Genomic DNA, 12699 nt, shown 5'->3' on the forward strand with positions numbered 1-12699 from the left:
CTGCGACGGGTGCGGAAGGTCGTGACCGGCTTGCTGCTCGGGGTGATCCCGGGACTGCTGCTCGGCGGCTGGGGGCTGTCCATGATGCTCTCCGGCCCGGACTGCGGCGGCGAGGCGATGCGGGACGGCGACATCTGCCTCCAGCGCCACACCACCCGGTACGACTACGACGAGTCGAAGCGGAACGACCTCATCGGCGGCATCATCCTCGTCTCCGTGGGCGGCCTGCTGACCGTCGTCGGCGGCTGGTTCGGGGCGTCCGCCGCGCACCAGAAGTACAAGGATTCCCTGCCGCGCCTGGCCCGCCCGGCCGGAAGCTGAGCACGGGCCGCACGCGCCCCCCGGGGGTCTCCCCCCAAGGGGCGACGGCGCCCCCTCGGGGCGTGTTCCAGGGGTACGGGTCAGGGTCTCCCTCCGCCCGAAGGAGGTAGGGGGAACCCCACCCGTACAACTTCAGACGGACGGCGCTTCGGCACCTTCGGGCGATCCGCCGGGGGGTGAGCCGCTTCTAGCGTGGAGCCATGACCACGCCAGCGTGCACACTCCCCGCGCAGCCCGCCGCCGCGCGCCCGTCGTACCCGTCGTTCTCGTCGTACGTACGGGCCCGGGGGCCGGTGCTGATGCGGGCGGCGCGGTCGCTCACCGACCCCAACGACGCCGAGGACCTGCTCCAGACCGCGCTGGCCAAGACGTTCGTCGCCTGGGACCGCATCGAGGACCACCGCGCCCTGGACGGCTACGTCCGCCGGGCGCTGCTCAACACCCGCACCTCCCAGTGGCGCAAGCGCAAGGTGGACGAGTTCGTCTGCGACGAACTGCCCGAGCCGGACCCGGTGCCCGCGCCCGACCCCGCCGAACTCCAGGGCCTGCGGGACGCGATGTGGCGCGCCATCATGCGGCTGCCGCCCCGCCAGCGCGCCATGGTCGTGCTCCGCTACTACGAGGACCTGAGCGAGGCGCAGACCGCCGAGGTCATGGAGGTCTCGGTCGGCACGGTCAAGAGCGCCGTCTCCCGCGCCCTGGCCAAGCTCCGCGAGGACGAGGAACTGGCCCCGGCACTGTTCGGCTGACCGGGGCCGCCGCTCCCCAACTCGCTTGCGGGGAAGGGGAGTTCGCTCAGCAGTCGCAGCAGCACCCGTCGCAGCAGCAGCCGTCACACCCGTCACAGCAGCAGCCGTCGCAGCAGTCGCAGTCGCACCCGTCGCAGGCGGAGTGGCAGCACCCCTCGTGCTTCTTCCGCGACCAGGGGCCCTCGTAGCTGCTCGCGCAGCAGACCTGGCAGGAGCAGCAGAGGCCGACGGCGACCACGCACCCGGCGAGCAGTCCGCGCGGCGGCTTGGGCGGCTGCGGAGCCGGTGCGCCGCCGTGCGCCCCGTCGCCGCCCCCGTGCGAGCCGCCGTGGCCCCCGCCCCAGCCGCCGTCCATCCCGCCGTCGTACCGGTTCGGCGGCGTCGCCCCGCCACCCGGCTGCGGCCGCTGCGCGCCGTTGAGATGCTGCGGCCCGGTGGCGTACGGGTTGCCGCCGGCGGGCGCGTTCCCGCCGGGCCCCGGCGTCCCGTACGGGTCGGGGTCCCCGTAGGGGTTTCCGTACGGGTTCGGGCTCCCGTACGGGCCAGGAGCCGCGTCCGGGTTCCCGTACGGGCCGGAGGCGCCCTGCGGGTGGTTGAGACGGGGGACGCCGCCGGGGCCGCCGGCGTGAGCGGACCCGCCCGCGCGCCCGCAGGACTCCGTCCCGAACGCCCGGTCCACCGACCGCCGCAGCTCGTGGACGAGCAGGACGTGCGCCAGCTTCCCGTCGGTGAAGGCGACGTCGCGCAGCGCCAGCCGGATGCCGTGCAGCGCGTCGTCGCAGAGCCGACGGGCCTCGGGCAGGGAGGCGCCGGTGGCGGCGAGCGGGTTCCAGGCGCCCCCGGCGGCGTCGGCCGCGCGGTCCTCCACGGCGTCGAGGAGGTGCGCGAGCCGCCCGAAGAGACGCCCGGCCTCGGCGAGCGGGGCGGCGTTCGCCGGGCGTCCGGCGAGCACCGCGGTGTGCGCGAAGGCCGCCGCCGTCGCCGTCTCGGTCGGCTCGGTGATCACCGTCAACGGCGTACCGGGACCGGCCAGTTGCTCGATCCCCGTTTGCCGGTCGACCGCGTCCACGAGGACGGCGGTGTCGAAGCCGAGCCCGGCACCCGTACGGGCCCCGGCCCGGTCCCACCCGGCGGCGACCTTACGGGCCGCGGCGGCCACCGGGCGGCGCCGCAGCAGCCCGTCCCGGTCCGCGACATGATCGCGGAGCTTCGCCGACGCGAGGACCAGCGAGACCGACGCCGCGAGCCGCGCCCCCTCGCCCCTGGCCACCGACGCGGTCCGCATCCCCCGCAGCGGACACGGCCCCGCGGTGCGGCGCCCGCCCGGCGCGGGACCGCGCTGCGCGTCGGTCAGCACCGAGACGATCAGCCCGTCGTAGTTGGTGACGACCCGCGCGAACTGCCCGTGGTCGGCGCGGAGCGCCAGACACAGCCCGCACAGATGCGCCATCCACTCCGCCTTCAGCCCACCGGTCAGCCGGTGCGCGCAGGGCCTGACGATCCCGAACATGTGAGGAACCCCCGTGTACGACGCGTGGGCGGCACGGCCCCCGATGGCCCCGCCCCGCGGCCGGAATCGTACCGGCCGGGTCCGGTCCGGTCAGGGGCGGTCAGGGGCCGGGCCGTCGCCCGCCGCCGGCCTGCCGCACTCGGCCAGCAGCCGGTCGGCGGCGCGCTCGATCTCGGCGATCCGGTCGGCGACCCCGGGCGGCCCGGCGCCCCCGGCCTCCCGCAGCGCGCCCTCCGCCTCGGTGAGCTGCCCCACGACCTCGGCCAGCCGTGCCGCCTCCGCGGCCCTGTCCGGCGGTGCGCCCGGTGGCGGGCCGTCCGCCGTGCCCCCGGGGCCGTCAGCCGCGTCGGATTCCGTACGGGCATCGGCGCCCGTACCCGCGGGGAGCGGGGTGAGTTCCGTGCCGGAGCCGGGTGCCGCTCCCGGAAGGGGCGGGGCGGCGGGCCGGTTCGGGGCGCCGCCGGCGAGGAGGCGGCGCAACTGCTCGGACTGGGCGGCAAGTTGGCGGTTCTTGCGGTACAGGTCCAGGAAGACGTTGACCTTGGTGCGCAGCAGCCAGGGGTCGAAGGGTTTGATCAGGAAGTCGGCGGCGCCCACGGTGTAGCCGCGGTAGGCGTAGTTCGGGTCGACCTCCGCGCCGGTCAGCAGGATGACGGGGACGTCCTTGGTCTGGTCGAGCCCCTTGATGTTGGCGGCGGTCTCGAAGCCGTCCATGCCCGGCATCACCACGTCGATCAGCACCACCGCGAAATCCTGCCGGAGCATCGCCTTCAGCGCCTCCTCGCCGGAGCGGGCGCGGACGATGTGGGCGAGCGACCCGAGCACGGCTTCCAGCGCGGCGAGGTTCTCCTCCATGTCGTCGACGATCAGGAGCGCGGCGGTGTCCGCGGGCGCGCTCATGACGGCCGCTCCGAGGGCCCCTGGCCGACGCCGCCCGGCCCCTCGTCCCCGCCGTCCGGCCCGGACACCGCACCGCCACCGCCGTCCCCGCTGCCGGGGTCCAGGAGGCGGCAGATGGCGGCCAGCAGGCGGTCCACGTCGACGGGCTTGGGGACGTAGTCGTCGGCACCCGTCTCCAGCGCGCGTTCCCGGTCGCCGGGCATGGCCTTCGCGGTGAGGGCGATGACGGGCAGCTTCGCGTAGCGAGGAGCCTTCCGCAGGGCCTGGATCATCTCGTAACCATCCATTTCCGGCATCATGATGTCCATCAGCACCAGGCATACGTCGGGCGTCCGGTCCAGGACCTCCAGCCCCTCGCGGCCGTTCTCGGCGTACTTCACGCGGAGGCCGGCCCGGCCCAGGACATGGGTCAGCGCGAAGACGTTGCGGATGTCGTCGTCGACGACGAGGATCCGCCGGCCGGCCAGCACCTGCCCCGAGTGGCCCTGTAGCCAGTCGCCCAGGCGGGAGGTCTCCGGCCAGGTGACCTCCGGACCACCGGCGGCCCAGGGTTCCGCCTGCGGCGGAGCGGGCGTCGGCGCCCTCGCCTCCGCCGCGGACCCCGGCCCCACGGCGGAGGCGGACCCGGGCACGGTCTGCTCCGGCCCGGGGCTCACGGGCTCCGGCGCATCCCGCCCGACCGGCGTGCCCCCGGGCCCGGCGCCCTCGGCCCCGCCCGTTTCAGCCGCCCCCGCGTCGGCCGGGCCGGAGCCGGGGTGTGCCCCGGCCCCGCCGGCCACCGGCCCGGCCCCGGCATCCGCCTCCGGCAGGGCGCCCGGTGCCGCCGGGGCGGCCGTCATCCCGCCGGTCACCGCCGGGAGTTCGAACGCGGCCGACGGGCCGGTGTGGTGCGCCGGTACGTACAGCGTGAAGACGGAGCCGACGCCCGGTTCGCTCTCGGCGGTGATCCGGCCGCCGAGCAGCGTCGCCATGTCCCGGCTGATGGACAGGCCGAGCCCGGTGCCGCCGTACTTGCGGTTGGTGGTGCCGTCCGACTGCTGGAACGCCTCGAAGACCGCGCCGAGTTTGTGGGCGGGGATGCCGATACCGGTGTCCTTGACGGCGAAGGCGAGGATCGGCCCCGGCGCGTCCGGCGGCCCGGTCTCGGCGGCGTCCGGCCCGGCGACCGTGACGGACAGCTCGACGCTGCCGGTCGAGGTGAACTTCAGCGCGTTGGAGAGCAGGTTGCGCAGGATCTGCTGGAGGCGCTGCTCGTCGGAGTACAGCGCGCGCGGCACATCGTCCGCGACCGTGATGTCGAAGCTGAGGTGCCGGTCGCGGGCGAGTGGCCGGAACGTCGCGCGTACGTAGTCGAGCAGCTTGATCAGCGGCAGCTCCTTGGGGTGGACGTCCATCCGCCCGGCCTCGATCTTCGCCAGGTCCAGGATGTCGTTGATCATCTGGAGCAGGTCGGAGCCGGAGCGGTGGATGGTGACCGCGAACTCCACCTCCTGCGGCGAGAGCCGTCCCTCGGGGTTGTCGGCCAGCAGCCGCGCCATCACCAGCAGCGAGTTCAGCGGGGTGCGCAGCTCGTGTGACATGTTCGCCAGGAACTCCGACTTGTACTGCGAGGACGTCGCCAGCAGCGCCGCCTTCTCCTCCAGCTCCGCATTGGTCAGCTGGAGCTCGTCGGAGCGGCGGCGCAGCTCCGCCGTCAGCCGCTGCGACTCCGAGAGCAGCGACTCCGTACGGGCGTTGGCGATGATGGTGTTGACGGAGACGCCGATGGTGTTCACGAACTGGTCGATGAAGGCCAGGTGCACGTCGCTGAAGCGGCTGAACGACGCCAGCTCGATGACGCCGAGCACCTGGTCCTCGAAGAGCACCGGCAAGATGACGAGACTGACCGGTGGGGCCGCGCCCAGCCCTGAGCTGATCGTGATGTAGTCCGCCGGAACCGACTCCACCAGGATGCGTTTCTTCTCCGTGGCCGCCTGGCTGATCAGCCCCCCGGCGGGGGAGCCCCGCCCGGACGGTGCGTGGCGGACCTCGGCCCGTCCGGTGCCGTACCCGGCGATGAACTCCAGGCCCTCGCCCGCCTCGGCGCCCGCCTCTGCCAGGAAGAACGCCCCGAACTGCGCGTTCACCAGCGGTGTCAGCTCCCGCAGGATCAGATCGGCGACCTCGACGAGGTCGCGGTGGCCCTGCATCAGCCCGGCGATGCGGGCCAGGTTGGACTCCAGCCAGTCCTTCGCGCGAGTCGTCTCGCGGAGGTTGGCGACCATCAGGTTGACGTTGTTCTTCAGCGCTGCGACCTCGCCCTGCGCCTCCACCGAGATCGACCCGGACATGTCGCCCTGGGTGACGGCGGAGGCGACCTCCGCGATGGCCCGCACCTGTGTGGTGAGGTTCAGCGCCAGTTCGTTGACGCTGGTCGTGAGCTGTTTCCAGGTGCCGTAGACACCCTCGACACGTGCCTGGCCGCCGAGCCGTCCCTCGCTGCCGACCTCGCGGGCCACCCGCGTCACCTCGGACGAGAACGACGACAGGGTGTCGACCATCGTGTTGATGGTGGTCTTCAGCTCCAGGATCTCGCCGCGCGCGTCCACGTCGATCTTCTTCGACAGATCGCCGTCGGCGACGGCGGTGGCGACCTGCGCGATGTTGCGGACCTGCGACGTCAGGTTGGACGCCATGAAGTTGACGTTGTCGGTGAGCCCCTTCCACACGCCCGAGACGCCGTGCACCTCCGCCTGGCCGCCGAGCTGCCCCTCCGTGCCGACCTCGCGGGCCACCCGTGTGACCTCGTCGGCGAACGCCCGCAGCTGCTGGACCATCGTGTTGACGGTGTCCTTCAGTTCCAGGATCTCGCCGCGCGCGTCCACGTCGATCTTCTTCGACAGATCGCCGTTGGCGACGGCGGTGGTGACCTGCGCGATGTTGCGGACCTGCGAGGTCAGGTTCAGCGCCATGGAGTTGACGTTGTCGGTGAGGTCCTTCCACACCCCCGAGACGCCCCGGACCTGCGCCTGGCCGCCCAGATTGCCTTCGGTGCCGACCTCGCGGGCGACGCGGGTGACCTCGTCGGCGAAGGCGGAGAGCTGGTCGACCATGGTGTTGATCGTCGACTTCAGCTCCAGGATCTCGCCCTTCGCCTCCACGGTGATCTTCTTGCCGAGGTCGCCCTCGGCAACGGCGGTGGCGACCTGCGCGATGTTGCGGACCTGCGTCGTCAGGTTGTCCGCCATGAAGTTGACGCTCTCGGTGAGGTCCTTCCACACGCCTGACGCACCCCGGACCTGCGCCCGTCCGCCGAGCTGCCCGCCGGTGCCGACCTCGCGGGCGACGCGGGTGACCTCGTCGGCGAAGGCGGAGAGCTGGTCGACCATGGTGTTGATCGTCGACTTCAGCTCCAGGATCTCGCCCTGCGCGTCCACCACGATCTTCTGGCTCAGATCGCCGTTGGCGACGGCGGTGGTGACCTGCGCGATGCTGCGGACCTGCGACGTCAGGTTGGACGCCATGAAGTTGACATTGTCGGTGAGGTCCTTCCACACGCCTGACGCGCCCCGGACCTGCGCCCGTCCGCCGAGCTGTCCTTCGGTGCCGACCTCGCGGGCGACGCGGGTGACCTCGTCGGCGAAGGCGGAGAGCTGGTCGACCATGGTGTTGACGGTCAGCTTCAGCTCCAGCAGCTCCCCGGTGGCCTCGACGGTCACCTGCTGGGTCAGATCGCCGCGGGCCACCGCCGTCGTCACCACCGCGATGTCCCGCACCTGCGCCGTCAGCCGTGCCGCCATCGTGTTGACCGCGTCCGTCACCTGGAGCCAGTCGCCGGACAGCCCCTGCGGATTCGCCCGCCCGCCGAGCCGCCCCTCCGTGCCGACCTCCCGCGCGACCCGCGTCAGCTCACCGGTGAACAGCGACAGTTCATCGACCATGCGGTTGACGCCGCTGCCCAGGCGGCGCAGATCGCCGCAGAGCCGACGGCTGCCGTCGTGCAGGTCGACGTGTTGCGTCAGATCACCGTCCGCCACCGCCTCCAGTACCCGGGACACCTTCGCGACGGGCACGACCAGCGCGTCCAGGACGGTGTTGGCGGCGTCGACGTCCGCCGCCCAGGCGCCCTGGCCGGGCCCAGGCGCGATCCGCTCGTCGAGTCGGCCCTCCCGGATGATCTCGTGGCGTACGCGCTGCAGCTCGCTCGCGAGATGCGCGTTGCGGGCGACGATCTGGTGGAAGACCCCGGCGACCTCCGCGAGCACCCCGTCCGGTTCCCCCGTCACCCGGGCCGAGAAGTCGCCGTCGCACAGCGCCCGCATCGCGGCGAGCAGCGGCCGCAGCTCCCGTACGGGTATCCCGTCGGGGGCCCGGGCGGCCGGTCGTCCGGCGGCCCCGGGGCTCGGCGGTGGGGGCGGTGTTCCGGGGCTCGGCGCTCCGGTCCGGGTGGCCGGGCCGGAGCCTGAGGGGGGCGTGGCGGGCCCACGCCGGACCGGGTCGTGTGCCATGGCGCACTCTCCCCAAGCGATCCGCTGTGCACGGTCCGCCGACCGTCTCCTCACGACCGGCGGGCTGTCCAATTAGTCATGTATGCCTTAGTTTAAGTGCAGGTAAATCGTTCTGCTCAGGCGTATGCAGGGGGCCGCCGTGGGACCGCTGTCCGCGCAGACGACCGCGTCCGTGTCCCGGAAGGGACTCCCGGCGAACCAGCTCGCGCCCGCCGCCGCGCGCCGCTTCGTCCGCGCCGCGCTCACCGGCCACGCGTCCGCGGCGGACGCGGGTACCGAGGGCCTCGTCGACGACGCTGTCCTTCTGACCAGCGAACTCGTCACCAATGCGGTGATGTACGCGGGCACCGACATCGACGTCAGCTGCCGCCTGGAACGCGGCCACCACCGCCCGCCCGGTGTCGGTCGCGCGGGCCGCCCGGAGGCCGTCGGCGTGGTGATCGAGGTCGTGGACCGTCACCCGTCCCGGAGCTTGCGCGACGCCTCCACCACCCCAGGCCCGTCCCCCCACGCCGAACCCGGCTACGGCCTCCAGCTGATCCGTGCCCTGTCGGAAGCCTGGGGCGTGACCTACCGGCGGGCCGAGAAGGCCGTCTGGTTCCGCCTGGAAACCCCCGACCGGGACCCGGACGCAACCCCGCCCCGGGAACGGGCCTCCGCCGCCGGACTCCGCCCCGATCCCGCGGGCCCGCTCACGGCGGAGGCAGTGACGGCGCCCGGCGGTCTCGCGCGCACGGACCGCGAGGGAGGCGGCGAGCAGCCGGACCGGGCCGACGGAGGAGACCGGGCCGACTGGGCCGACCTGGGCGGACCCGTCCTCCTCGCCGAGACCAGCGAACTCCTCGCCGACCAGCTCGACCAGGACCTCGTCGCCGCGCTCGTCGCCCAACTGCTCGTCCCCCGGCTCGCCGACTGGTGCGGCGTCTGGCTGCGGTCCGACGCTTCCGGCGCCGCCGGCCTGCACCTCTCCCGCGTCTGGCACTCCGACGAACGCCGCCTCGGCCCGCTCCGCGCCGAGCTGGAACGCGACCCCCCGGTGGACGTCGTCACGGCCCCCGGCACCGCCTGGCCCTGGCCCGAGAGCGCCGGCGGCGGTCCCGAGGGCGGGTCCGCCCTCGCCTTCCCTCTCGTCTCCCAGGGCGGGGAACAGGGCATGCTGCTGCTCGGCCGTGCCGGACGGCTGCGGATGACCGACGGCGTCACCCGCACCGTCGACGCCGTCGCCCACCGTGTCGCCCAGGCCGTCGACAGCGCCCGCCAGTACACCCGCCAGCGCACCATCAGCCGCGCTCTCCAGCGGCGTCAGCTGCCCGCCACCCTCGCCAGCATCACCGGTGTGGACACGGCCGTCGTCTACGAACCGCACGGCGAGGGCCTCACCGTCGGCGGCGACTTCTACGACATCTTCCCGCTGGGGGAGCGCCGCTGGTGCTTCCTCCTCGGCGACGTCCAGGGCAAGGACCCCGAGGCGATGTCGGTGACCGGCCTCGCCCGCCACCTCGTACGGCTCCTCGCCCGCGAGGGTCACGGCGTCGAATCCGTCCTGGAACGCCTCAATGCCGCCATGGCCGAGGAGAGCGCGGAGGCCCTCGAAGCCGGTGGCGAACAGGCCGGCCCGCGTTTCCTCAGCCTCCTGTGCGGCGAGGTGACCAGCGACCCGGGCGTCCCCGGCGCCGCCGGTTCTGTCGCCAGCGCCGGTCACCCGCTCCCGCTCCACCTGCGCGCCGACGGCAGCGTCGTCCCCGTCTCCGAACCGCAGATGCTCCTCGGCATCGACGAGGGCGCCGAGTTCAGCGCCAGCCCGTTCACCCTCGCCCCCGGCGAGGCGCTGGTCTGCGTCACCGATGGCGTCACCGAACGCCGGTGTGGCAGCTGGCAGTTGGACGACAACGACGGTCTCGCCGGAATCCTCCGCGACGGCTGGGGCCTGGGCGCCAACGCCCTCGCCGAACACGTCCGCCGCGTCGCCCACGACTTCGGCCCCGGCCCCGTCGAGGACGACCTCTCCGTCCTCGTCCTCCAGGCGGTCCCCTCGGCGACCCGGCCCCGTGCCCGCGGCTGACGCCGCGAGCGCGGGACCGATGGCCGGCCCTCCAGGTGCCGGATGCGCCCCGCCCCGGGAATGCCGCGGCCCGGGGGTGCTACCGCGGCCACCCCAACGCGCGTCGGCACGCCTCCTCCAGCGCCCCCTTGGTCTCCTCGTCCGCGCCCCCCAGGAACTCCGCTTCCAGTTCCGCCACGAGGTCCCGCGCCCTGGCGAGCAGCGCGCGGCCCTTGTCGGTCAGCTCCAGCCGGGCGCGGTGCCCCTGCCCCTGGAGGTTGCGCTCCACCGCCCCCCTCTCCTCCAGCAGGAGAACGGTGGCGCGCATGCTCTGGCTGGTGACGCCCGCACGGCGGGCGAGATCGCTGTACGACAGGTCGGCGTCGCGCGAGAGATGTCCGAGCGCGCTGAACAGCCGTACCGACAGGCCGATGCCGACGAGCCGTTCCTCCATCTGCTCCTGTAGGCGCCGACCGGCGGCGATCACCAGAATGACGGTCGACGGTGCACCCTCCGGCGCCTTGCTCACCTGAGACTCCCTACCGGGGCTCGCCGTTCCCGAGCCCTCGGTGTTCAGTGTCCCAGGCCGCCTCTCAGGCCGACGGCACCACGACCCCGAGCCGCTCGGCGGCCCGCTCGGAGACCTCCCGGAAGGCGGCGTTGTCCTCGTCGAACTCCCGCATCGAGGCCGCGGTCAGCTCGGGTCCGGCCAGCTCCGGCGTGCCGACGCCGAACAGCGGCTGCGGGGCGTACTCCCAGCCCAGTTCGGACAGGCGGGCGGCCTCGGTGCCCCGGAACTCCTGGAGCAGCCGCAGCGCGATCTCGATGCCGCCGGTCGCCGGGCCGGCGGTGATGCGGTTGCGGTCCGTAACGACGCGGTTGGTCGGCACCAGGGTCGCGCCGTAGTACGGCAGCAGGTCGTACGCGTGGAAGTTGGTGGTGGCCCGGTACCCGCGGAGCAGCCCGGCGGCGCCCATCAGCAGGCTGCCCAGGCAGACGCCCGCGACCCACTTCGCGCGGCTGCCGCGGTCGGCGAGGAACTCCAGCGTCTCGGTGTCCTCGCACAGTTCGGCGGGGACCGCGCCCGCGAGCAGGACGTCGAGATCGGCCGGACAGTCCTCGAACGTGGTGGTCGCCCGCGTGGGGAAATGGGGGAAGCCCTCGATCTCGTCCCGGTTCTTCCAGACGAGATGCACGTTCACCTCCGGCTGGAAGCCCAGCAGCGTCTGGAATCCGATGACGTCGACCGGCAGGTACCCGGGACACACCAGGATCGCGACTTCGAGCGGGCGCAGTTCAGTGGTCATGTTCCTTCTTCTCCTCGCCTCGACGGGGCGTGCGCTAGCGACTTGTAGTGAGGCTACAAGAGAGACTGTAAGTCTCACTTAAAGAAACGCCCCGGGCCGGTCATGGCGGGGCTCCCGGGGAGGGCGGCGAGAAGAATCTGACCGCGGGCGGAGACCGGCTCGCTGGGGCGTGATTCAGACGGCCGAGGGCGCTTCCCGGCCTCCGTTACCGATCGCCTCCATCAGCCGCGCATGGGTCCCCGCGTCCGCGGCGGCCACCAGGCCGCGGCCCGTCGCGCCGAGCGGGGCGCCGTCGATGCCGGTGACGACGCAGCCGGCGGCCCGGCACAGGGCGATACCGGCGGCGAAGTGCACGCTCCCGGAGAGGTCGCCGCCGTCGGTGACGTACGCGGCGCGCCTGCCGGCGGCGACCCAGGCCAGCGCCAGGGACGTGGAGAGCACGCGCGGCCGGAAGTGCGCGGCGAACCCGGGGCGGGCCAGCAGGTCCACGGCCCGGAAGCCGGGGGCGCTCGGGAACGGCGGGTCCAGGTTGACGTCCACCAGGCAGGTGGCGGGCGTGGGCGTCAGCGGTGTATCGGCGCCGGCGTGCCGTACCAGGGCGGTCGTCCCGTCGGTGAAGAAGATCTCGTCGCTGAAGGGGTCGGCCACCGCCGCCGCGCCGTCGCGCAGCGCCACGTTGACGGCGACGGTCAGGGCGCCGGTGGCGTAGTTCAGCGTCCCGCACAGGGGATCCACCAGCCACTGTCGTGCGGCGTCGGCGGCGCCCCGGCGGCCGCCTTCCTCGCCGAGCACCGCGTCATCGGGCCGGGCGGTGCGGATGACGGCCAGGATGGCCTTCTCGGCCGCCACATCGGCGGCGGTGGCGAAGTCCCCGTCGCCCTTGTCGATACGGGTGAGCCGCCGGCCGTACATCGCGCGGACCACGTCCGCACCGGCCCGCGCCCCGGCCACCGCGACGTAGACATCGCCGGAATGCGCACAGGAGGTGTTCACGCCGCGCAGGCTACCGGGGCGGAGCCGCTACAGCCCGTAGGACGTTCCCCGGTCACCGCACCGGGGTCTGCGCCGGCCAGACCAGCGCCTGGGCGACGATGACGCGCTCGCCGTTGAAGGTGACCGCGGGGCCTTCGTGGAGTGCGTAGCCGAGGGCGAGCGCCTCGCTCACGCGGCGGCAGAACGTGGCGTCGTCGGGGCCGGTCAGGACGCGGTAGACGGGCAGTCCGTCCGGGGGTGCGCTCATGAGGGGAAGGATTCCAGATGGGTCCGGCCGCGGTCCGGTGGGCCGACGTGTCCCGAATCCACCGCTTGCGAAGCCGCTACGGGAACGCCCCGGCCCGCCGTGCCCTCTCCCCCTCCGTACGGCCCATTTCCCCGACGGGAGGAG

10 protein-coding genes are annotated in these 12699 nt (G+C 73.4%); 3 read left to right on the forward strand and 7 right to left on the reverse strand.

Features of this window, described 5'->3' with window-relative positions; genetic code table 11:
• The first annotated feature begins 21 nt into the window (after positions 1 to 21).
• Together ACF1BH_RS17195 and ACF1BH_RS17200 are read left to right on the forward strand one after the other, a co-directional pair.
• The gene (locus ACF1BH_RS17195) at positions 22 to 321 is read left to right on the forward strand and encodes a hypothetical protein (RefSeq protein WP_391643293.1); all 300 of its coding nucleotides are present in this window, start codon (positions 22 to 24) and stop codon (positions 319 to 321) included.
• A gap of 200 nt (positions 322 to 521) precedes the next feature.
• Positions 522 to 1070 (forward strand): SigE family RNA polymerase sigma factor, encoded by a 549-nt coding sequence (locus tag ACF1BH_RS17200; protein ID WP_391643294.1) that lies wholly within the window; start codon positions 522 to 524, stop codon positions 1068 to 1070.
• 46 nt (positions 1071 to 1116) lie between these two features.
• Here the strand turns inward: ACF1BH_RS17200 and ACF1BH_RS17205 are convergent, their stop codons facing one another.
• The 3 genes from ACF1BH_RS17205 to ACF1BH_RS17215 all read right to left on the reverse strand — a co-directional run bounded on the left by ACF1BH_RS17205 (position 1117) and on the right by ACF1BH_RS17215 (position 7781).
• A complete protein-coding gene (locus tag ACF1BH_RS17205; RefSeq protein WP_391643295.1) occupies positions 1117 to 2580 on the reverse strand; it encodes a DUF5685 family protein in 1464 nt (487 codons plus the stop codon).
• Positions 2581 to 2670: 90 nt separating this feature from the next.
• On the reverse strand, positions 2671 to 3480 hold the full coding sequence (locus tag ACF1BH_RS17210) for a two-component system response regulator (RefSeq protein ID WP_391643296.1): 810 nt from the start codon (positions 3478 to 3480) through the stop codon (positions 2671 to 2673).
• Positions 3477 to 7781 (reverse strand): HAMP domain-containing protein, encoded by a 4305-nt coding sequence (locus ACF1BH_RS17215; RefSeq protein ID WP_391643371.1) that lies wholly within the window; start codon positions 7779 to 7781, stop codon positions 3477 to 3479. Before ACF1BH_RS17215 ends, ACF1BH_RS17210 begins: the two co-directional genes overlap by 4 nt.
• Positions 7782 to 8091: 310 nt before the next feature.
• Between ACF1BH_RS17215 and ACF1BH_RS17220 the strand changes: the two genes are divergently transcribed.
• Positions 8092 to 10029, forward strand: a complete 1938-nt coding sequence (locus tag ACF1BH_RS17220) for a SpoIIE family protein phosphatase (RefSeq protein WP_391643297.1) — start codon at positions 8092 to 8094, stop codon at positions 10027 to 10029.
• 79 nt (positions 10030 to 10108) lie between these two features.
• Here ACF1BH_RS17220 and ACF1BH_RS17225 read toward each other — a convergent pair whose 3' ends face one another.
• The 4 genes from ACF1BH_RS17225 to ACF1BH_RS17240 form a co-directional block, all read right to left on the reverse strand.
• Positions 10109 to 10537, reverse strand: a complete 429-nt coding sequence (locus tag ACF1BH_RS17225; RefSeq protein ID WP_391643298.1) for a MarR family winged helix-turn-helix transcriptional regulator — start codon at positions 10535 to 10537, stop codon at positions 10109 to 10111.
• Positions 10538 to 10601: 64 nt separating this feature from the next.
• Positions 10602 to 11315: a DJ-1/PfpI family protein gene (locus ACF1BH_RS17230; protein WP_391643299.1), complete on the reverse strand. Its 714-nt coding sequence runs from the start codon at positions 11313 to 11315 to the stop codon at positions 10602 to 10604.
• Between the two features lie 174 nt (positions 11316 to 11489).
• Positions 11490 to 12317 (reverse strand): inositol monophosphatase family protein, encoded by an 828-nt coding sequence (locus ACF1BH_RS17235; RefSeq protein ID WP_391643372.1) that lies wholly within the window; start codon positions 12315 to 12317, stop codon positions 11490 to 11492.
• A gap of 43 nt (positions 12318 to 12360) precedes the next feature.
• Positions 12361 to 12555, reverse strand: a complete 195-nt coding sequence (locus tag ACF1BH_RS17240) for a DUF1737 domain-containing protein (RefSeq protein ID WP_391643300.1) — start codon at positions 12553 to 12555, stop codon at positions 12361 to 12363.
• Positions 12556 to 12699 lie beyond the last annotated feature (144 nt).

Origin of the sequence: Streptomyces sp. NPDC014733, from assembly GCF_043083385.1 — a bacterium.
Lineage (GTDB): Bacteria > Actinomycetota > Actinomycetes > Streptomycetales > Streptomycetaceae > Streptomyces.

Coding starts and splice junctions, on each gene's coding strand:
- ACF1BH_RS17205 (WP_391643295.1), bottom strand. CDS start 2,580: ATGTTCGGGATCGTCAGGCCCTGCGCGCACCGGCTGACCGGTGGGCTG.
- ACF1BH_RS17210 (WP_391643296.1), bottom strand. CDS start 3,480: ATGAGCGCGCCCGCGGACACCGCCGCGCTCCTGATCGTCGACGACATG.
- ACF1BH_RS17240 (WP_391643300.1), bottom strand. CDS start 12,555: ATGAGCGCACCCCCGGACGGACTGCCCGTCTACCGCGTCCTGACCGGC.
- ACF1BH_RS17230 (WP_391643299.1), bottom strand. CDS start 11,315: ATGACCACTGAACTGCGCCCGCTCGAAGTCGCGATCCTGGTGTGTCCC.
- ACF1BH_RS17215 (WP_391643371.1), bottom strand. CDS start 7,781: ATGCGGGCGCTGTGCGACGGCGACTTCTCGGCCCGGGTGACGGGGGAA.
- ACF1BH_RS17220 (WP_391643297.1), top strand. CDS start 8,092: ATGCAGGGGGCCGCCGTGGGACCGCTGTCCGCGCAGACGACCGCGTCC.
- ACF1BH_RS17200 (WP_391643294.1), top strand. CDS start 522: ATGACCACGCCAGCGTGCACACTCCCCGCGCAGCCCGCCGCCGCGCGC.